This is a genomic window from Kitasatospora aureofaciens (genome assembly GCF_019192735.1).
Classification (GTDB): domain Bacteria; phylum Actinomycetota; class Actinomycetes; order Streptomycetales; family Streptomycetaceae; genus Kitasatospora; species Kitasatospora aureofaciens_A.
The window spans coordinates 75,114-93,237 of sequence record NZ_JAHTKP010000005.1; the positions used below are offsets into that span (position 1 = coordinate 75,114).

Consider the following 18,124-nt stretch of genomic DNA (forward strand, 5'->3'; position numbering starts at 1 on the left):
GCGGGCGACTTCGGGGGTACGGTCCCGTGCACACGGGTTCAAGGCGTGCACGGGATGGGGACCAGCATGGCACCTCCGGATGGAATCAGCATCGGCCAGCGGATCGCGGCCTACGAGGATGTGAGGGGTTTGAGCCATCGGCAGCTCGCCGACCGCGCTCACGTCTCGTACAGCCTGCTCACGAAGGTGGTGTCGGGGCACAAGCCGGCGACGCCGGAGTTCGTGGCAGCGGTCGCCAGGGCCTTGGGAGTTGAGCCGGGCGACCTGCAGCCGCCCTCGTACAGTGACGGCATGGCCGATGACCCGCTGGTCCCGCTGATGGGGCCGATCCGCACCACGCTCGACCTGTACGACCTGCCGCCGCAGGAAGCCGTGCGCCCGCGGGCCCTGCCGGCGCTTCGAGCGGCGGTGCGGCAGGTGAACGCGCTGGCCCAGGCCGCGAAGTACAAGCCGATGGTGGCGATGCTGCCGGGGCTGCTGGTCGAGTTGCACACGGCCGCGCACGAGTTCACCGGCGAACAGCAGCGGCAAGCGTGGGGCCTGCTGGCGGAGGCCTACCGGTGCGGGCACTCGGTCGGGATCGCGATCGGCCTGAACGACCTGTCCGCAACGGCCCTGGCCCGGATGGACTGGGCCGCCCAGCGGGCCGGTGACCGGGCGCCCGCGCTGCGGGCGGCCCGCGAGTACCTGCGGGTCACCGCCTACCTTCGCGTCGGCGACCTGGCGGCATGCCGACGTCTCCAGGAGTCCGGCCGCGGCCACCTGGACGGCACCGACGCCAAGACGCCGAGCGCGCTGGTCACGACCGGCCAGCTCCACCTCGGCTCCGCCGTGGTCGCTGCCCGCGCCCGGCAGACGGACGTGATGAAGCACCACTTGAACGAGGCCGAGAAGGTCGCCGCGAAGACGGGCGAACGGCCTGACCTGTCGCTGCACTTCGGGCCCACCAACGTGCAGGTCCACCGGGTGATGACGCTGGTGGAGGCCGGCGAGCACGACGAGGCGGTGGCCGCCGCGAAGGGCCTGCGGTTCCCGGCCGGCTGGGCGCCGACCAGGATCGGGCACCACCACATCGACCTGGCCCGCGCCTACCGGTGGATGGCCAAGCCCGAAGCCGCGCTCGACCAGCTCGACGCCGCGTACGCGGTCGCGCCCGAGCAGGTCTCCCGGCACCCGCTCGCCCGCGAGACTGTGACCGCGCTGTCACGCTCCGCTAGCCGCCGGAGTGTACGGCTGTCAACCTGGATCACACGAACGGGCATCTGACGATCTTTCACTTCTGGTGAAATTCACGGCCTTACATCAGCGGCATCGTGGTGTTCAGGCCCCCGAGAGGCGAAGCCCCGGGGCATGAGATCGGTCCGGACCGCACGCGGTCCGGACCGGCGCCACCACCACACCACTGATCTCCCTGGAGCCCGTGATGGCCGCTACCCGCCGCCCGCCGCACCCCGCCCCGACGCCGTCCGGGCCGCGCAGATCCGCCGGGGACCGCCTGCGGCGCAGTGCCCTGGCCACCGCGGCGGCCGGCTGGGCCGACTTCTCCCCGGCCGCCGACCCCCGGATGCGCCCGGCCTCATGAGCACGGCGACCGCCCCGGCGCCCACCGTCGAGAAGCCGTCCGTCGCTCACCTGCCCTACCGGCCCGAGTCGGCCTCGGCGGCCCGCCGCCTGGTCCGCGGCAAGCTCGCCGAGTGGGGCTTGGACGAGCTGATCGACGACGCCGAGCTGATCATCTCCGAGCTGGTGGCCAACGCCGCCAAGACCGGCTGCTTCCTGCGGATGACGGTCGAGATCACCCGGATCACCGCTGGAGCGGTGCGGATCTCGGTCACCGACGGCAGCCGGGTCCTGCCGGTGCTGATGGACGCCGGCCTGGCCGCCGAGGGCGGGCGGGGGCTCGCCCTCGTGCACCGGCTCACCAAGGGCCAGTGGGGCGTCACCTTGGAGACGCTCGGCAAGACGGTTCATGCGGATCTGCGGATGCGGGGTGCGTCGTGACCGGCCAGCACCGAGGACAGCATCGGGACCCCGTCCACGACGCCCTCAAGACCCTGGTCGTGCTCGGGCACCTGGCGGTGATCGGCCTGCTCGGCGTCACCGTGCACCAGGAGACCTCCCACAGCACCACGGCGGCGACCACCCCGGACAGCGACCCGCCGAGCACCACCTGAGCCCCCGCCCACCCGCAGTTCCCCCGGCTGCGGGCAGGCGGGCCCCGGGGCGCCGGCCGACGACGACACCGGCCGGCGCCCCCTTCCACGCACCTCGGCACCACACACCACGGACCGAGAGGACGAGATGACCATCACCCAGCACACCGCCGCACACGCCGCCGCCGACCGGCTGCACGGCCGAGCGGCCGTCCGCAGCTTCCTGGAGGGCCCCGAGCTCACGGCGGCCGACCTGAGCATGGTCCTGCTGGTCCGCGAGGACAGCGAGGACGCCGACCGGCCGATGCCGACCGTCACCGTCGCCGAGATCCCACAGACCGTGCGGGACCTGGCCGCCGTCGGCATCCGGTCGGTGAAGGTGTTCGCCAACAGCCTGGGCCGCGACGCGCACGCCACCGGAGCGGTCGCGCCGGACTCCCTGATGGTGCGGGCGATCCGCGCCGCCAAGGACGCCGAGCCCGGCATCGCGGTGATGACGGAGAACTGCCTGTGCGGGCACACCGACACCGGCGAGTGCCACCTGACCGTCGGCGGCCGGATCGACCTCACGGCGACTGCCGAGCTGATCGCCGCCCAGGCCGTGATCCAGGCCGGGGCCGGCGCCGACATCGTGGGCCCGGCCGCGATGACCCGGGGCACCACCCAGGCCGTGCGCCAGGCTCTGGACGAGGCCGGTCACCGCGACGTGGCGACCATGCCGCACCTGATCTTCGACTCCGCCCTCTACGAGGGCTACCGCACCACCATGCGGGCCACCCCGGCCTCGGGCGCTCGCCGCCCGTTCCAGATCAGCCCCCGCAGCCCGGAGAGCGCCGTGGACACCGGCCTGGCGTTCCTCGGCGAGGGGGCGGACATGCTGCTGCTGGAGCCCGGGATGCTGTCGGTGGACATCCTCACGGCCCTCAAGCGCCGCACCCCGGCGCCGCTGATGCCGTTCTCCGTCTCCGGCGAGTACACGCGCCTCGCACCGCTGGACCCGGCCACCGGGCGGCGGGACTTCCGCCCGCTGCTGGAGGTGTTCACCATGCTCAAGCGGGCCGGGGCCGAGCGGATCATCACCTACGCCGCGCTGGACCTGGCCCGCCTGCGCGCCTAAACGCCGGCGGTGGGCCGGACCTCCGCCAGGATGCCCTCCGCGCCCTGGTCCAGCAGGAGGCCTGCCACCTGCACGCCCAGCTTCTCCGGCTCGCTCAGCGGGCCGGAGAAGCTGGCCTCCACCTGCCGCCTGCCGTCCACGGAGGTGACCTGCCCGTGCAGGGTCAGCACGTCGCCGTCGGCCTTGCCGAACGCGCCGACCGGCACCGAGCACCCGCCGTGGAGCTCGGCGAGCATCGCCCGCTCGGCCCGCACCTCCGCGTCGGTCACCGGGTCGCCGGACCCGGCCAGGATCTGGCGGGCCAGCTCGTTGTCCTCCCGGATCTGGATGCCGAGGGCGCCCTGGCCGGGCGACGGGGGGAACAGCTCGATCGGCAGGATCTCGCTGATCTCCTCGCCGCGGCCGAGCCGCTTGATCCCGGCAGCTGCCAGGACCACGGCGTCCAGCCGCTGTGTCCTGAGCTTGCCGAGCCTGGTCGGGACGTTGCCTCGGATCTCCACCGGCACCAGGTCGGGGCGGACGTGCAGCAGCTGGGCGATCCGGCGCGACGCCGAGGTGCCGATCCGGCCGCCGCGCGGGAGGCCGGCCAGGGTGCTGCCGCACAGCGCGTCGTGCACGTCGGCGCGGGTGGGCGGGGGCAACAGGATCAGGCCGGGCGGGTTCGCGGTCGGCAGGTCCTTGAGCGAGTGCACGATCACGTCGACCTCGCTGGACACCAGCGCGTCTACCTGGTTCACGGAGAACGCCGAGCCGCCGCCGCGCTCCGACACCTCCCGCAGGGCCGACCTGCGGTCCTGGTCGCCGGCTTCCGTGATCACCCGCTGTCGGAAGACCACGTCGGGGAAGCGCTCCCGCAGCGGCGCCAGGAACTCCCTGACCTGGGCCTTCGCCAGATGGCTGGCCCGCGACCCCACCACCAGTGTGCTCATACGCCAACTCCCAGCATCTGACGAGATGTTGACCGCATGCTACCCGTATCGAACACGCCCGGTTTCCGACGGTTTGTCGGGACCTTGGAAGGAGCCTTTCGTGCTGGACACCACCCGGACCATCCGCATCGGCGCCCGCACCTCACCGATGTCGCTGGCCCAGGTCGCCCGGGTCACCGAGGACCTGCGCGACCGCTACCCGGACGCCCAGGTCGAGCTCGTGCCGTTCACCGCGGCCGGCGACCTCGAACCCGGCCAGCAGGCCGAACTGCACGACAAGGGCGCCTTCACCGGAGAGATCGAGGAAGCCCTACTGGCCGGTGTCTGCGACATGGCCGTGCACTGCATGAAGGACGTCGCCGGCTACCCGCTGAACGCCCCGGGCACCGTCTTCGCCGCCCACCCCGCCCGCGCCGACATCCGCGACGCTCTGATCCACCCCGGCGGCCTGACCCTCGACCAGCTGCCGCCCGGCACCCGCGTGGGCACCGCCGCCGTCCGCCGGATCGCCCAGCTCACCGCCAGCCACTCCCACCTCGAACTCGTCCCGAGCCGGGGCACCGCGAACCTGCGGCTGGCAGCCCTCAAGGCCGGCAAGGTCGACGCCCTGGTCCTGGCCGCCTCCGGCCTGGAGCGCATCGGCGAACAGCAGCACATCAGCGAGGTGCTGTCCGTCGAGCAGATGTGCCCGCCGCTCGGCGCCGCCGTCCTCGGACTCCAGTGCCGGGCCGACGACCCGGAGATGATCGCCCTGCTCGCCCCGCTCGGCGACCGCCTCACCACCCGCGAGATCACCGCCGAGCGGACCGTGCTGAACCTCCTGCGCGGACACTGCAACAGCCCGATCGCCGGACACGCCCGCGCCTTCGAAGACGGCCGCCTCGCCCTGCGGGCCATGGTCTTCACCCCCGACGGCGCGAGGGTGCTGACCGCCAGCCGCACCAGCGACCAGCTCACCCCCCAGGCTCTCGGCGAAGCCGTCGCCGAAGCGCTGATCCGCGACGGTGCCCGCGAACTGATCGACGCCATCGCCCGCTGAGTCCGGCGGGTGACCCCTGCTGCAGAGGGGCCCGCCACGGGTTCGCCCGAAAGGGTGGATCTGTGGCGGGCCCCTCAGCTTGACGCGGCCGGTCAGAGCTGATGATCAGTCAACTAGCCGATCCGAGTGAGCTTTTGGCGAGATCCAGGTGGCGCGTTCATATGATTACGATGCGTGCCCGTCCGAGTTGATCTCTGATGGGACCATGGCATGACTTACACCGATGAGGACGTCCGCGAGGGCCGCCGGCTGATGGACGAGGGCCGCGAGAACAGGTTGGCGCTCGGCGACAAGCTGCTGGCGGTCGCCGGGCTGAACAGCGACAGCGTCTTCGAGGAGTTCTGCGGCCGGATCGGGCTCGCGCCCTTCACCGGGCGGGAGTACCGCCACACCGCCCGCATGGCCACCCCGACGATCCGGCAGCTGATCGCCGAAGGCGGCGTTCACGTCAGCTACAGCACTTTGCGTGAGGGTGCCCGGCCCAGGCCAGGCGGTATTCCGGCGGACGAGGGCTGGACCAAGCTCCGTGCCTTGTTGAAGGAGGCCCGTGAGGCCGGCCGCGACCGTGTCACCCTGGCGTCCTACCAGCAGGTTCTGGGCACCGCGCCCGCTCTCAAGGAGCTGGTGGACCCGGGCACCGGGGACTCCACCAAGCTCATGGCCTACCTGGGCGGGCTGAGCGGCGGCGAACGGGAGAAGATCGTGTGCTCGCTGCTGGCCGACGACGCCGGCCTGCGAAAGTCGGTCCGCCGGACGATCGACGCTCAGACCCGCCGGGAGCGCGACCGCGAGGACCTGGACGGCGCCGAGCCCACCGCGCAGTGGATGCCCCTCGCCCGGGCTCTGGTGGCCCTCGGTGACCAGGCCAGCGGCTTCGTGAACCGTCACCCCTCCGCCCAGCTTGTCGAACAGCAGCTGCCCGCCGCCCGGGAGGCGCTGGTCAAGCTGGAACTGGCCACCGCCTGGATCACGATGCGGCTCGACAGCACGGCGAGGCCCGCGCGCGGGCGCCGTCCGGCGAAGGTCGCGGTGGCGGTGTGACGCCGCCGACCGTGGAGGAGACGGACGAGGGTCTGGACGCCGACATCGAGGAGTTCGCCCGGCACAGCCGCAGCGGCGGCTGGGCCCTGGCCCTGCTGGTCGCACGCCGCGTCGAGCCGCACGTCGGGAACGGCGTGACATTCGAACAGCGAGCGAAGCGTTTCGACCGAAACGCTTTCCGACAGATCAGCGCAAGGGAGTTCGCCAGCCGGTCCAAGACCGCGACCAAGCGGGTCATGGCCCTGCACGAGGCGTGGATCAGGGCGGCGGAGGCCGGCAAGGTCCCCACCCTGGAACGGGTCGCGGCGGGTGAGCACGTGGATCTCCCGGATGAGGACGAGGTGCCGTTCTACGGCAAGGACGGCTTCTACAAGGGCTACGAGGCACGGATGTCCAAGGGCGACCGCCGGGACGCCCTTGAGGCGGAGGCCGAGCGGGCTGGCGTCAGTCCGGGAAGTCCGGTCTACGTCGCCCAGCACCCGACGGCGGTCAAGGCCGCCGTCATCGCCGACGAGGTGACTCGGACTGCCGCCATCGAAGGTGTCGCCGAGTACCGAAGGCGGGAGGCGGAAGCCCAGGACCGGGCGGACCGGCAGGCCGCGCGGGCGGTCGCCGAGAGCCACGCCAGGGAGCTCGACGGCCGGGCCGGCACGTGGTCGCCGGAGTGCGACGGCGAGGCGATGGACCCCGCCGTTGCTGCGGCCGCCGTGCGGGCCGCAGCCGAGCCGGGCGAGGCCGATGCCGCCCTGCAGGTCTTCAACGAGTTGGCCCAGGTGCGGCTGGGGACGCTGCGGGTGCTGTCGCTGCTGCAGCGGCACCCCGTCCAGCTCACCGGCGACCGGGGCAGGACCATCACCGAGCTGTGCGAGGCGACGAAGGCCGCCCTCGACTTCGTGACGGACCTGGTGGCCAGCCCGTACGCGGTCCTGGACGATGCCGCGCTGCAGGCGTTCCTCGAAGAGAGCGAGAGGCTGGGGTGAGCCGGGGCGAGGACAAGCCGCCGACCCGCGCCGAACAGGACGCCGTCGACGTCCTGATGTGGCTGTATGCGCGGGCCGGGCACGAAGTCTCCTACGCGGACATCTCCGCCGGGGTCGGCCTGCCGGACGGCAGCCGGCTGCGGACGGCGGTCCGCCGGGTGCGCGTGGCCGCTGCCCACGACGGCCACCGGCTGGAGCAGTTCATGCGCTCCAAGGACCCGCTGCGGCGCGGGGCGATGACCGCGCGCTTCCACCGCGCCGGTCAGGGCGACGACCTGGGCTTCCGGGACGCGCTGCTGGCCTGCCGCAAGAGCGTGGCTTCGATGGCCGAGATGCAGCGGGCGTGCGCGTTCGAGGCGACCAACCCGAGCAGCCCGGACGCCGACGCTTTCTCGAAGATGGCCGAGACCGCGGACGGGGCGATGCGGATGGTCAGCGGCGTCGAAGGACTCGGCAGCAAGGTCATGAAGAACCAGCGGACCATGACCAGGATGGCGGAGCGGATCGCCGATCTGGAGGCCCAGGTCGTCCAGTTGAGCGCCCACCCGCCGGCGGCGAGCGCCTGACGTAGGCGTGGGTGCCCGGACGGTTCCGGGCACCCACATGGGTCAGCCGGACCGGTTGACGCTCTTGAACAGCTGCCGTCCGGCCTCCCGGACGGCGATCACCTCTTCCTGGGCGTCCGCGAGCCGGCGTTTCAGCTCGGCGTTCTCCGCGCGGGCGGCGGCGAGCTCGTCCTTGACCTTCTGCACCTCGGCCTGCAGGTCTCCGATCTGCTGTGTGGCGCTTCGGGCGCCTTCCTGGTCCAACCGGGCGCCCAGGCCCCGCTGGACGGCCCGTTTGAGGCTGTCCCGTTCCTCGCTCAGTGCTCTGATCTGCGTGCGGGCCAGTTCGAGATCCGTTGCAAGGCTCGCCGGCGAGGCGCCCGTTCCGCTCTCGCGTCGGCGTCGGGCAGCCCTGTCCTGTCCCTTCATCGCGGCCTCGATGTGCTCGCGCACGCCGTCCGCGTAGACCAGCCAGTTGGACACCCCGGCTGCGCGGGCCACCCCGAGGAAGGTGATCGCCGTGCCGCTGTCCTTCATCGCGTCGATCGTCGCCAGCACCTTTCCGCGCTTGGCCTGGCTGTCGCGCCGTCTCGCATCCCGCAGGGCGTCGGCGGGCTTCCGCCCGGTCCCGCTCACGCCCCGGCCCCGTCCCGCCGCGCGGGCCTGAACACCGGCATCGGCAAGGCGACCGCCCCGCGTCCGGCCTGGGCCGCGCGGACCTTCCGCAGCACCGCCGACGCCTCCTCCACCCGCTCGCGCTCGTCCGGGTCCATGGCCTCGACCTGGTCCCGCATCTGTTCCACCCGCTTCTTGTACGCCGCGATCTCGTCGTCCATGTTCCGCACCACGAAGTCGTCGACGTCCATCATGACCGCCCGCTCGCGCTGGGCCCGCAGCTGGCGGACGTGGTCCTCCATCGCGGGCAGGTAGGACGGGTCCGGGTGATACGACGGGCAGCCCACGCACTGGAATCGGATCGGGCACGCGTGCCCGCCGGCCCTCACGTTCGACGGTTCCGTGCAGTTGCCGAACGGCACCTGCACCGAGCCCCGGAAGTAGGCTGTCTCCGACAGCGGGGTCAGGCGCCCCTTGCGGTCGGTGGTGTGCAGCCGCATCACGTTCACCGCCTCCCGCTTCCGCTTCGCGGTGATCTTGTAGTAGCCGCGCGTGGTGGCCTCCGAACGATGGTCCATCAGCTCGCGCAGCACATCCGGGTCGATGCCCGCGTCCGCGTGCCGCTGGCAGAACGAGTGCCGGAACGCGTAGGGGAAGACCAAGGACTTGTCGAACGGAACCCTCGTCCCGTCCGGCCCGAACTCCTCGGCGAACAGGGCTACTTCCTCAAGGTCGGCCCAGGCGCGGATGATGTTGGCGACCTGCTCGGGCAGCAGGTGCCGCAGCTGGCCGTTCTCCCCGGCCGGCGGGAAAAGGTAGCCCTCGCTGCCGGTGGGCAGGTCCAGCCCTTCCCGCACGGCCAGCCACCGCTCGATGGTCTCGACCGTCTCCGAGGTGACCGGCAGGTGCCGCCGGGTGCGGCCAGCCTTGCGGTTGTCCCAGATCAGGATCGACTCCTTGCCCTCGCGCTTGAGGCAGTTGAGGCGCAACTCGCCGATCTCATACGGGCGTCGGCCGGTGTCCCGCAGCAGCTCGTAGACGGCCCGGCACATCTCGTGGACCTCCTCGGGCGTGAGGCGGCCGTGCGTGACGCCCTTGCCGATCAGGTGGATCTGGTCGTCCAGCTGGTAGATGACGTCCTCGGGCAGGGCCCGCCCGGCCTCGTCCTCCTCGCTCACCTCGTCCGGGGCGATCGCGTGGCTGGGGTGCCGGGCGAAGTAGGCGGACATCCCGCCCAGGTGCCCGGCCGCGCGCCCGTAGTCCAGGACCTTGAAGAAGAAGCCCAGCAGCGCGTTGCGGGCCTTGTTCTTCATCGGCTCGCCGTCCAGGCGCGGCAGGTGCCTGAACGCCTCGACCACGGCGTTCATGTCGGCGAACGTCAGGACCGCCGCGTCCGTGCCGCCACCGGGCCGCAGCGCGAGTGCCCTCGCCGCGGTGAGGCAGGCGCGGTGGGCCCGGCGGACCTCGCCGGTCGTCGGCTTCGTCTCATCGATCCAGACGACCAGCACCCGGCGGAGCCACGGCTGGGTCACCTCGGTCAGGTCCAGGTCGCCGGGCCGGCTGGTCCGCCCTCCGCGCTTGCCCCGGACTCCCAGCTCGGTGAGGTCCAGCGTCGGCTGATCGGCCGGATCCGCCCCGCGGAAGCGGGCGAGGGCAGCGGCCACCACCCGGTGGGTCTCGCGCATCAGCGCGTCGACGTTCGACGTCGAGCGAGGGGGCAGGCCGCCTTCGGGCAGAGCGGCCACGCTGTCGGTGACCTCGGCCAGGTGGGCGATCATCTGGCGCGTGGCGAGCGGGTCGATCTTCTGCCCGCGAGCGTCCCGCTGCTGGAGCGCGTACAACACCTCCAGGCGTGCGACCGGGTGCAAGGGGGCGAGTGAGAACTGATGGACCACCAGGTGGGGGGCCTGCCGGTCCAGCCAGGCGGCCGGCACCGTCGCACCCGCCAGCCGGGACGCGGGGTGCCGCTTGAAGCGGCGGATGTGCTGGAAGCACAGGGCGTGCGGGCCGCGGCCGTCATAGCGGCAGCCCCGCACGCGGCAGCTGGCCACCGCCGGGTACGGCTGCTGCCGGGCGACCCAGGCGTCCAGCGCGGAGGTGGGGTTGCGGTCCAGGTCCTTCTGCCGCAGCGAGGCGTGGGAACTGCACAGGTTCCACAGGTGTGACTCGCGCGGGCACTTCTCGACGCGGCACCGGGCCTGCACGCCGGTCATCGTCCGGTCCCGCACCGGCACGAAGACCGCCTTGAACTCCTTCATCGACAGCCCGCTGACCCGCTGGGCCTTCGCGCAGGTCGTGCACAGGCTCTTGGCGCGCGCCAGCGCGTCGCAGGCCGCCGTCCCGCACCGGTACACCACCGTGCGCGGATGCTCGACATCGCCGGTGAACACCAGCGTCTGCGGATCCCACTCGCCCTCGCGCCAGCCGTCCGTGACCTGCTCGCGCAGCCACGACGACCACTGCTCGGCCTCCAACGGCGCCCAGCCTGCCGATCGTTCGCCACCGGTCTGCGGCCGGTGCAGCGGCACGACGTTACCCACCCTGTTCCATCCTCCCCTGACGGCGCCGGGCTGCCACCAGCTCCACGGCGTCGCGTTTCTCCTGGTCACTGGCGTGCGAGTAGCGGTCCTGGGATGCCGGGGACCGGTGCCCGGCCAGGTTCTGACGCACGTCCCGCGGCACCTTCTTGCGCCGCCACCGGGTGATCGCCGTGTGCCGCAGCATGTGCGGCCTGGCCCTGAACCCGGCCCGCGTCGCCAGCCGCACAAACAGTTCGTACGTGTTGTCGTACTTCATCGGCGAGCCCAGCGGAGCACGGAACAGGTTGACGAACACCATGTCGCAGTACTCGGCCTGCGGCACCGCGTCCCGCTCGTAGCGGTAGTCGGTGTACAGGCTGACCGTGTCCTCGTCCACCGGGATCCAGCGCGGGTCCACCGACTTGGCGAAGGCGTTGTTGCTGTTCACTCGGCGTTTGACGTGCACGTGCGGGCCTTTGACCTTGCAGCCCAGCAGCCGCGAGTCCGGCAGGAAGTGCATGTCCTCACGCCGCAGACCCAGCGCCTCGCCGATCCGCATCCCCGTCACGGCCAGCAGGCCCACCAGGAACCGGTCCCTGGCGTGCGTGGTCGCCGCGATGACCTGGTCGACCTCCTCGTCGGTCAGCCACTCGTAGCCGGGCACCGCGACCTTGAACTTCAAGCGCCGGCCCTCGATCTGGAGGTTCTGGCCGTCCTCGCCCGGGTCGAACCCGGCCGGGGCGAAACGCAGGAACCGCGGCTCGACCAGCATCGTCACCACCGTGGCCGGGACGCCGAGCCCGGCCAGCGAGCACCACCGCAGGAAGTCGGTCATCGTGCCCGTGATCTGGTTCGCCGTGCTCTTCTCCCGGTAGCGCCGCTCGGCCCCCGGCCGGCTACTGCGCGGCGGCAACGGCTCTTCCACCAACCACCGTTGGAAAGCCAGCAGCTGAGCCAGCGTCGGCTCGGTCCACTCGACGCCGAACTCCTTGCACCACGACAGGTACAGGGCGACCCGGGGAGCGTACGTCTTGCCGGTGTTGAACTCCCGGCCCGCCAGGAACAAGCACGACTGCTCGTGCAGCTCGAAGAACTCATCGACTACCACCCACCGGACGCTCCCGTCGGCGGACACAGCACGCTCGGCCCGGTAGTGACGAGGCAGCACATCTGCTGTAACCAACGTGCCTTAACACCCCCCAGATATCATGCAGGCAAGTTGAGATCTACCCTACTTGCCTCATGTGCCTTACGGCTTCTGGTCACCCAAGATAACCTTGGGCGCCTGCGCCCTCGCGGCTGGGCTCTACAAGATCGTGACCAGTGCGACCGTCACGGGGGCGCTGACCGATCTGCTGGAGCGGGCGCTCCATGCGACGTAGACGTGGCCGTCGGCGCGGTGACGCGGGGTTCGTCACGGCGGAGACGGCGGTGGCCCTGCCGGCGCTGGTGCTGCTCGCGACGCTGCTGATCTGGGGCGTGCTCGCGGCGGCGGCCCAGATCCGCTGTGTGGACGCGGCCCGGGTCGGTGCCCGGGCCGCCGCCCGCGGTGAGGTGGACGCCGCCGCGATCGCCGGCGCTGCGGCCCCGCCCGGGGCCCAGGTCCGGATCGCCCTGGCGTCCGACACGGTGCGGGTCACGGTGGAGGCGCCGTGCACGGGGCCGGGCAGGCTCGCCGGCCTGCTCTCGGTGCGGCTGAGCGCCGTCGCGGTGGCGGCACGGGAGGACACCCTCGTGGGAGGAGGAACGGGATCATGGCCGACCTGATCCGGCGGCCGGTAGCGGCTCGGGCGCGGGCTGTGGCGGTCAGGGGGCGTGGGCCGGACGCCGGCTCGGCGACCGTCTGGCTGCTGGCCTTCGCGATGCTCGGTTGTTCGGTGTTCGCGTCGACGATGGCGGTCGGCGCGGTGGTCGCCGCCCGGCACCGGGCCGAGGCGGCGGCCGACCTCGCGGCTCTCGCGGCGGCGGACCGGCTGTTGCTGGACCCGGACGGCGGGTGCGGGTGGGCGGCGGGGATCGCCGGGGCGCAGGGCGCGGGTCTGGCGTTCTGCGCGGTGGACCCGGACGAGGACGCCGTGGAGGTCGTGGCCGAAGTGCCGGTCGGCGGACTGCCCGTACGCCTTCCGGTCGGTCCGGCGCGCGCCCGGGCCCGCGCCGGACCGGTCCGGGCGCCGGTCACGGCAACGGAGGAGGGCTCATGAGTCCCCGTCAGCGGATTCGGCGGTCCCGTCCGCCGCCTCCGGAGCACCGGCCAGCAGGACGTCCAGGAGCCGGACGGCGGCGTCCTTGTCCAGCGGCTCGTTCCCGTTGCCGCACTTGGGCGACTGCACGCAGGACGGGCAGCCGCGCTCGCATTCGCAGGCGGCGATCGCCTCGCGGGTGGCCGTCAGCCACTGGATGGCCCGCTGGAAGCCGCGTTCGGCGAAGCCGGCCCCGCCCGGGTGGCCGTCGTAGACGAACACGGTGGGCAGCTCGGTGTCGGGGTGCAGCGGGACGGAGACGCCGCCGATGTCCCAGCGGTCGCAGGTGGCGAACAGCGGCAGCAGGCCGATCGAGGCGTGCTCGGCGGCGTGGGCGGCACCGGGCAGCTGGTCGAGCGGGAGGTCCGCGTCGAGGAGCTGGTCCTCGGTGACGGACCACCAGACCGCGCGGGTGCGCAGCGTACGGGGCGGCAGGTCGAGTTTGGTCTCGCCCATGATCTCGCCGGTCGAGATCCGCTTCCGGAGGTAGCCGACCACCTGGTTGACCACCTCCACCGAACCGAAACTGAGCCGGCCCTCGCCCCAGCGGACGGTGATGTCGGTGTCGAGCACGGAGATGGAGGTGATGTCGCGGGCGGCCGTGGTGTACGGCGGGTCGGCCGGTTCGACCAGGGCGACCGAGTTCTCCAGGTCGAGCTCCCGGACCAGGAAGCTGCGTCCCTGGTGGATGTGGACGGCTCCGGTGTGGACGGTGGTGTGGGCGGCGGAGGCGTCCACCGTGCCGAGCAGGCGGCCGGTGTCTGCCTCGACGATCTGTACCGGGCTGCCGCCACTGCCGCGCAGGTCGACGGCGTCGGCCGCGCGTTCGCGACGGGTCCAGTACCAGGAGCCGTCGCTGCGGCGGCGCAGCAGGCCGCGGCGTTCCAGGACGGGCAGCAGCGGTTCGGCGGAGGGTCCGAACAGCTCCAGGTCGGTGTCGGTGAGCGGGAGTTCGGCGGCAGCGGCGCACAGGTGCGGGGCGAGCACATGCGGGTTGTCGGGGTCGAGCACGGTGGCCTCGACGGGCGCCGCGAACAGCGCCTCCGGGTGGTGCACCAGGTAGGTGTCCAGCGGGTCGTCCCGGGCGATCAGGACGGCCAGCGCGCCCTGGGCCTCGCGCCCGGCCCGGCCCGCCTGCTGCCAGAGCGAGGCCCGGGTGCCGGGGTAGCCGGCCATCAGGACGGCGTCGAGTCCGGAGACGTCGACGCCGAGTTCGAGAGCGGAGGTGGAGGCGAGTCCGAGCAGTCGGCCGCTTTGCAGGGCGCTTTCCAGGGCCCGGCGTTCGTCGGCGAGGTAGCCGCCGCGATAGGCGGCCACCCGGTCGGCGAGCGGTCGGCCGAGTTGGTCCTGAGCCTGGAGGGCGACGAGTTCGGCGGCGCGGCGGGAGCGGACGAAGACGACGGTGCGGGTCTGCTGCTCGACCAGGTCGGTCAGCAGGTGCGCCGCCTCGGCGGTGGCGGTCCGCCGGACGGGCGCGCCGTGCTCGCCGACGTTCTCGGTCAGCGGCGGTTCCCAGAGGCCGAAGACCATCGGCCCGCGCGGCGAGGCGTCGTCGGTGACGGCCACGGCGGGCAGACCGGTCAGACGGCGGGCGGTGGCGGCCGGGTCGGCGGTGGTGGCGGAGGCGAGCAGGAAGGTGGGTGACGAACCGTAGCGGGCGCAGACGCGGCGCAGTCGGCGCAGCACCTGGGCGACGTGCGAGCCGAACACGCCCCGGTAGCTGTGGCACTCGTCGACGACCACATAGCGCAGCACCTTCAGGAAGGAGGCCCAGCGGGCGTGCGCGGGCAGGATGCCGCGGTGCAGCATGTCCGGGTTGGTGAGCACGTACGAGGCGTACTGGCGGACCCACTCGCGCTCCTCGGGCGGGGTGTCGCCGTCGTAGAGGGCGGCCCGGACCCGGGGCGGGGCGAGTTCGGCGGCCCGGCGGCGCTGGTCGGCGGCGAGGGCCTTGGTCGGGGCGAGGTAGAGCGCGGTGGCGCCGCGGCCGTTGCGGGCCTCGGTGCCGTCCAGCAGATCGCTCAGGACCGGGGCCAGGTAGCCGAGCGACTTGCCCGAGGCGGTGCCTGTGGCGATCACCACAGTCTGGCCGGTTTTGGCCAGGTTCATGGCTTCCGCCTGGTGCGCCCAGGGCTGTTCCACGCCGACGGTCAGCGCGGCGGCCACGATCTCCGGCCGGATCGAGTCCGGCCATGGCGCATAACGCGCAGGTCGGGCGGGAAGGTGCTCCGTATGGGTGAGCCGGTCGGACCGCCCCCGGGTGGTGGACAGGGTCGCAAGCAGTGCCTCGGGCAGGCTGTGTCGGGGCGGCATGGGGACCCAGTGTGTCACCGGCGTGACGGAGAATCGTCGTAAGCCATCGTGCGGGCATGGTCGCAGGTGGTTGAATGTGGCCGTGACGGCCGTATGGCCGTGGGTCGCAGCGCCGAGGCTTGCCACGCGTTGGCTGGGCGCGCCCAGGGCTCGCGACCATGCGGTGGCGGCCGTCCGGCCGAGGAACGCACATGACGTAGCAAGGCAAGGTGCTGGAGGTTCCGTGGACCTGTCCCTGTCGACCCGTTCAGTCGGCGATCGTACGGTCGTCGAGGTTGGCGGCGAGATCGATGTGTACACCGCCCCGAAGCTGCGGGAGCAGCTGGTCGAGCTCGTCAACGACGGCAAGTACCACCTCGTCGTCGACATGGAGGGTGTGGACTTCCTCGACTCGACCGGCCTGGGTGTGCTGGTGGGCGGTCTGAAGCGAGTGCGCGCTCACGAGGGCTCGCTGCGCCTCGTCTGCAACCAGGAGCGCATCCTGAAGATCTTCCGCATCACCGGCCTGACCAAGGTCTTCCCGATCCACACGTCGGTGGACGACGCGGTCAGCGCGACCGACTGACGCGGCCGGGCCGGTCCCCGTGGCCGGCCCGCCCGAATCACGCGTCCGGGGGTGCCGGGGCCGATCGCCCCGGTGCTGCCCGGCCGCACCGGGGCCGGCGCAGCCGGCCCGCAGGGGCCGCACCTTCGGCCCCGGTCGGAGCACCCCTAGGGGGAGAGATGGCAACCGTCGAACTTCGATTCAGCGCGCTTCCCGAGCACGTGCGGACGGCCCGGCTGGTCGCCGCGGCAGTCGCCAGACGAGCCGGGGTCGACGAGTCGGTGCTCGACGAGGTGCGACTCGCGGTGGGCGAGGCGTGTTCCCGCGCGGTCGGCCTGCACCAGCGCGGTGGCATCGGCGGTGCGGTCCGGGTCGCGCTGACCGACCAGGAGAAGCGTTTCCTCATCGAGGTCGAGGACGAGGCCGGTCCGGCCGCCGTCCCGGCCTCCGGAGCGGCCGCGGGCGCCGACCCGGACGAGGACACCCTGGGCCTCGCCGTGATCACCGGTCTGGTCGAGGACCTGGAGGTCACCAACGGCGCGGGCGGCGGGCTGATCCGGATGAGCTGGCCGGTTTCGGCCGACGCCGTCGCGGTCTGAAGTCCCGCGCGCAACAGTGCCCGGCGTCCGCTCGTCCGGCGTCCATTCCCCGGGATCCCGTTGACAAATTGTTGAGGCTGGCGGTTCGCTGCTTCCGGCACGACCGGGTCCGATCGCTGATCGGACCTGTCGCGGAAGAGGACAACCATGCGGATACGCATTCTTTGGCCGGCCGGGCAGGCGACCGCCACCCTGCGGACCACGCCCACTGCCGAGGCGCTCTGGGCCGAGCTGCCGATCAGTTCGTCGGCCAGCACCTGGGGCGAGGAGGTCTACTTCGGGACGCCGGTCAGCGTGCCACGCGAGGTCGACGCCGAGCAGGTCGTCGAGCCGGGCACGGTCGCGTTCTGGACGGACGGCGACAGCCTCGCGCTGCCGTACGGGCCGACGCCGATCTCGCGCGGTGACGAATGCCGGCTGGCCAGCCCCTGCAACATCCTCGGCGCGCTGGACGGCGACGCCCAGGTGCTGCGGACGGTCCGGTCGGGCGATCCGATCCGGGTCGAACGGGCCTGAGCCGGTCCGAGCGGGCGGGAACCGGGGCCGGGGACCCGGCCGTGTAGGTTCGACGACCGAAGACGACCGAACCGAAAGGCTTCTCCCGGTGAACAAGCGACTGCTGGCCGTACCCGCTCTCGGCGTGCTGCTCGCGTTCGGCGCCGTCGGCTGCGGCGACGACAACAGCAAGCAGCTGGAGTCCTGGGCGTCGAACGTCTGCGGCTCGGCCAAGGACCCGATCGCCCAGGCACAGACGGCGCTCGCCGACACCGGCCAGGTGAAGACCGGCGAGGCCCCGGCCGACCTGCAGAAGCGGCTCTCCACCGACATCGGGCGGCTGGCCAAGACCAACCAGGACATCGCACAGGCCATCGACGCGGCCGGGGCACCCAAGGTGACCGACGGCGCCAACCTGCAGAAGGACACCGTCGCCGAGCTGAACAAGGCGGCCGACGGCTACCTGGACGTCCAGAAGAAGCTGGACGCGCTGCCCAACACCGACCAGGCGAAGTTCGCCGACGGGCTGCGCAGCGTCGCCGACCAGGTGCAGCAGCTGGCGTCGCTGTCCACCCAGGCGCAGGCCAAGCTCCAGCGCGGTGAACTCGGCGCGGCCATGGCCAAGCAGGACGGCTGCAAGCCCGGCGCGTCCACCGCCCCGAGCGGCGGAGCGAGCGCCGGGACGAGTGGCAGCGCGACCGGCACCCCGGCGCCCGGCGCGACCGGCACCCCGACCGGTGCTCCGAGTGGCACCCCGTCCGCCGGTGCGACTGGCACCCCCGGCGGCACCCCCGCCCCGTCCGTGACGGGCAGCGGCAGCCCGGCGGCCACCCCGTCCGCCGCGCCGTCCACGCCCGCGCCCAGCGCGAGCTGAGCGGGCGCACGCCTCGCGGCACTCGCCGCACTCGTCGCACTCACCCACCCGTCACACCCCTCACACCCGTCAGACCCGCCGCGCCCGGCCCGGACGCGGCGGGTCCGCACCCCGCCCCGGG

The 18,124-nt window shown here is 72.5% G+C and carries 21 protein-coding genes; 16 read left to right on the forward strand and 5 right to left on the reverse strand.

Annotated elements, in window-relative coordinates; translation table 11 throughout:
* The first annotated feature begins 66 nt into the window (after positions 1 to 66).
* The 5 genes from KV557_RS07465 (at position 67) to KV557_RS07485 (ending at position 3,270) form a co-directional block, all read left to right on the forward strand.
* Entirely contained in the window at positions 67 to 1,266 is a 1,200-nt protein-coding gene (locus tag KV557_RS07465) for a helix-turn-helix domain-containing protein (protein ID WP_256177069.1), read from the forward strand.
* A 157-nt stretch (positions 1,267 to 1,423) separates the two neighbouring features.
* On the forward strand, positions 1,424 to 1,582 hold the full coding sequence (locus KV557_RS07470) for a hypothetical protein (RefSeq protein WP_218198958.1): 159 nt from the start codon (positions 1,424 to 1,426) through the stop codon (positions 1,580 to 1,582).
* Positions 1,579 to 2,001 carry an ATP-binding protein gene (locus tag KV557_RS07475; RefSeq protein WP_218198959.1) on the forward strand — a complete coding sequence of 141 codons (423 nt, stop codon included), beginning with the start codon at positions 1,579 to 1,581 and terminating at the stop codon, positions 1,999 to 2,001. The genes KV557_RS07470 and KV557_RS07475 overlap by 4 nt, the downstream gene beginning before the upstream one ends.
* The gene (locus KV557_RS07480; protein ID WP_218198960.1) at positions 1,998 to 2,174 is read left to right on the forward strand and encodes a hypothetical protein; all 177 of its coding nucleotides are present in this window, start codon (positions 1,998 to 2,000) and stop codon (positions 2,172 to 2,174) included. The genes KV557_RS07475 and KV557_RS07480 overlap by 4 nt, the downstream gene beginning before the upstream one ends.
* A gap of 127 nt (positions 2,175 to 2,301) precedes the next feature.
* Positions 2,302 to 3,270, forward strand: a complete 969-nt coding sequence (locus KV557_RS07485; RefSeq protein ID WP_218198961.1) for a hypothetical protein — start codon at positions 2,302 to 2,304, stop codon at positions 3,268 to 3,270.
* Here the strand turns inward: KV557_RS07485 and hemC (KV557_RS07490) are convergent.
* Complete coding sequence (gene hemC / locus KV557_RS07490; protein ID WP_218198962.1) at positions 3,267 to 4,199, reverse strand: hydroxymethylbilane synthase; 933 nt, start codon at positions 4,197 to 4,199, stop codon at positions 3,267 to 3,269. The genes KV557_RS07485 and hemC (KV557_RS07490) overlap by 4 nt on opposite strands.
* Positions 4,200 to 4,302: 103 nt before the next feature.
* Here hemC (KV557_RS07490) and hemC (KV557_RS07495) point away from each other — a divergent pair, with 103 nt between their 5' ends.
* The 4 genes from hemC (KV557_RS07495) to KV557_RS07510 all read left to right on the forward strand — a co-directional run bounded on the left by hemC (KV557_RS07495) (position 4,303) and on the right by KV557_RS07510 (position 7,825).
* Entirely contained in the window at positions 4,303 to 5,238 is a 936-nt protein-coding gene (hemC, locus tag KV557_RS07495; protein ID WP_305148974.1) for a hydroxymethylbilane synthase, read from the forward strand.
* A 210-nt stretch (positions 5,239 to 5,448) separates the two neighbouring features.
* Entirely contained in the window at positions 5,449 to 6,279 is an 831-nt protein-coding gene (locus tag KV557_RS07500; protein ID WP_218198964.1) for a hypothetical protein, read from the forward strand.
* Positions 6,276 to 7,259, forward strand: a complete 984-nt coding sequence (locus KV557_RS07505) for a hypothetical protein (RefSeq protein WP_308129800.1) — start codon at positions 6,276 to 6,278, stop codon at positions 7,257 to 7,259. The genes KV557_RS07500 and KV557_RS07505 overlap by 4 nt, the downstream gene beginning before the upstream one ends.
* Entirely contained in the window at positions 7,256 to 7,825 is a 570-nt protein-coding gene (locus KV557_RS07510) for a hypothetical protein (RefSeq protein WP_218198965.1), read from the forward strand. Before KV557_RS07505 ends, KV557_RS07510 begins: the two co-directional genes overlap by 4 nt.
* 42 nt (positions 7,826 to 7,867) lie before the next feature.
* Here the strand turns inward: KV557_RS07510 and KV557_RS07515 are convergent, their stop codons facing one another.
* From KV557_RS07515 to KV557_RS07525, 3 genes are read right to left on the reverse strand one after another with little or no spacing between them, the layout of a single operon-like run.
* Complete coding sequence (locus KV557_RS07515) at positions 7,868 to 8,440, reverse strand: DUF6262 family protein (RefSeq protein ID WP_218198966.1); 573 nt, start codon at positions 8,438 to 8,440, stop codon at positions 7,868 to 7,870.
* Complete coding sequence (locus tag KV557_RS07520; RefSeq protein ID WP_218198967.1) at positions 8,437 to 10,959, reverse strand: tyrosine-type recombinase/integrase; 2,523 nt, start codon at positions 10,957 to 10,959, stop codon at positions 8,437 to 8,439. The genes KV557_RS07515 and KV557_RS07520 overlap by 4 nt, the downstream gene beginning before the upstream one ends.
* Positions 10,952 to 12,046 carry a tyrosine-type recombinase/integrase gene (locus tag KV557_RS07525; protein WP_308129801.1) on the reverse strand — a complete coding sequence of 365 codons (1,095 nt, stop codon included), beginning with the start codon at positions 12,044 to 12,046 and terminating at the stop codon, positions 10,952 to 10,954. Before KV557_RS07525 ends, KV557_RS07520 begins: the two co-directional genes overlap by 8 nt.
* A gap of 208 nt (positions 12,047 to 12,254) precedes the next feature.
* On the opposite strand from KV557_RS07525, the gene KV557_RS44410 reads away from it, so the two are divergent.
* Genes KV557_RS44410 through KV557_RS07540 form a run of 3 tightly spaced genes read left to right on the forward strand, consistent with a single transcriptional unit; the run spans position 12,255 to position 13,139 of the window.
* Positions 12,255 to 12,320, forward strand: a complete 66-nt coding sequence (locus KV557_RS44410; protein ID WP_308129809.1) for a hypothetical protein — start codon at positions 12,255 to 12,257, stop codon at positions 12,318 to 12,320.
* Positions 12,310 to 12,705, forward strand: a complete 396-nt coding sequence (locus KV557_RS07535; protein ID WP_218198969.1) for a TadE family type IV pilus minor pilin — start codon at positions 12,310 to 12,312, stop codon at positions 12,703 to 12,705. Before KV557_RS44410 ends, KV557_RS07535 begins: the two co-directional genes overlap by 11 nt.
* The gene (locus KV557_RS07540; protein WP_218198970.1) at positions 12,693 to 13,139 is read left to right on the forward strand and encodes an Rv3654c family TadE-like protein; all 447 of its coding nucleotides are present in this window, start codon (positions 12,693 to 12,695) and stop codon (positions 13,137 to 13,139) included. Before KV557_RS07535 ends, KV557_RS07540 begins: the two co-directional genes overlap by 13 nt.
* Here KV557_RS07540 and KV557_RS07545 read toward each other — a convergent pair.
* Positions 13,134 to 15,491 (reverse strand): DEAD/DEAH box helicase, encoded by a 2,358-nt coding sequence (locus KV557_RS07545; protein WP_218198971.1) that lies wholly within the window; start codon positions 15,489 to 15,491, stop codon positions 13,134 to 13,136. The genes KV557_RS07540 and KV557_RS07545 overlap by 6 nt on opposite strands.
* 223 nt (positions 15,492 to 15,714) lie before the next feature.
* On the opposite strand from KV557_RS07545, the gene bldG reads away from it, so the two are divergent.
* The 4 genes from bldG to KV557_RS07565 all read left to right on the forward strand — a co-directional run bounded on the left by bldG (position 15,715) and on the right by KV557_RS07565 (position 18,003).
* Complete coding sequence (bldG, locus tag KV557_RS07550) at positions 15,715 to 16,056, forward strand: anti-sigma factor antagonist BldG (protein WP_030240921.1); 342 nt, start codon at positions 15,715 to 15,717, stop codon at positions 16,054 to 16,056.
* Positions 16,057 to 16,214: 158 nt separating this feature from the next.
* Entirely contained in the window at positions 16,215 to 16,634 is a 420-nt protein-coding gene (locus tag KV557_RS07555; RefSeq protein WP_218198972.1) for an ATP-binding protein, read from the forward strand.
* Positions 16,635 to 16,781: 147 nt separating this feature from the next.
* Complete coding sequence (locus tag KV557_RS07560; RefSeq protein WP_218198973.1) at positions 16,782 to 17,150, forward strand: cyclophilin-like fold protein; 369 nt, start codon at positions 16,782 to 16,784, stop codon at positions 17,148 to 17,150.
* 88 nt (positions 17,151 to 17,238) lie between these two features.
* Positions 17,239 to 18,003 (forward strand): small secreted protein, encoded by a 765-nt coding sequence (locus KV557_RS07565; protein WP_218198974.1) that lies wholly within the window; start codon positions 17,239 to 17,241, stop codon positions 18,001 to 18,003.
* The last annotated feature ends 121 nt before the right edge of the window (positions 18,004 to 18,124 follow it).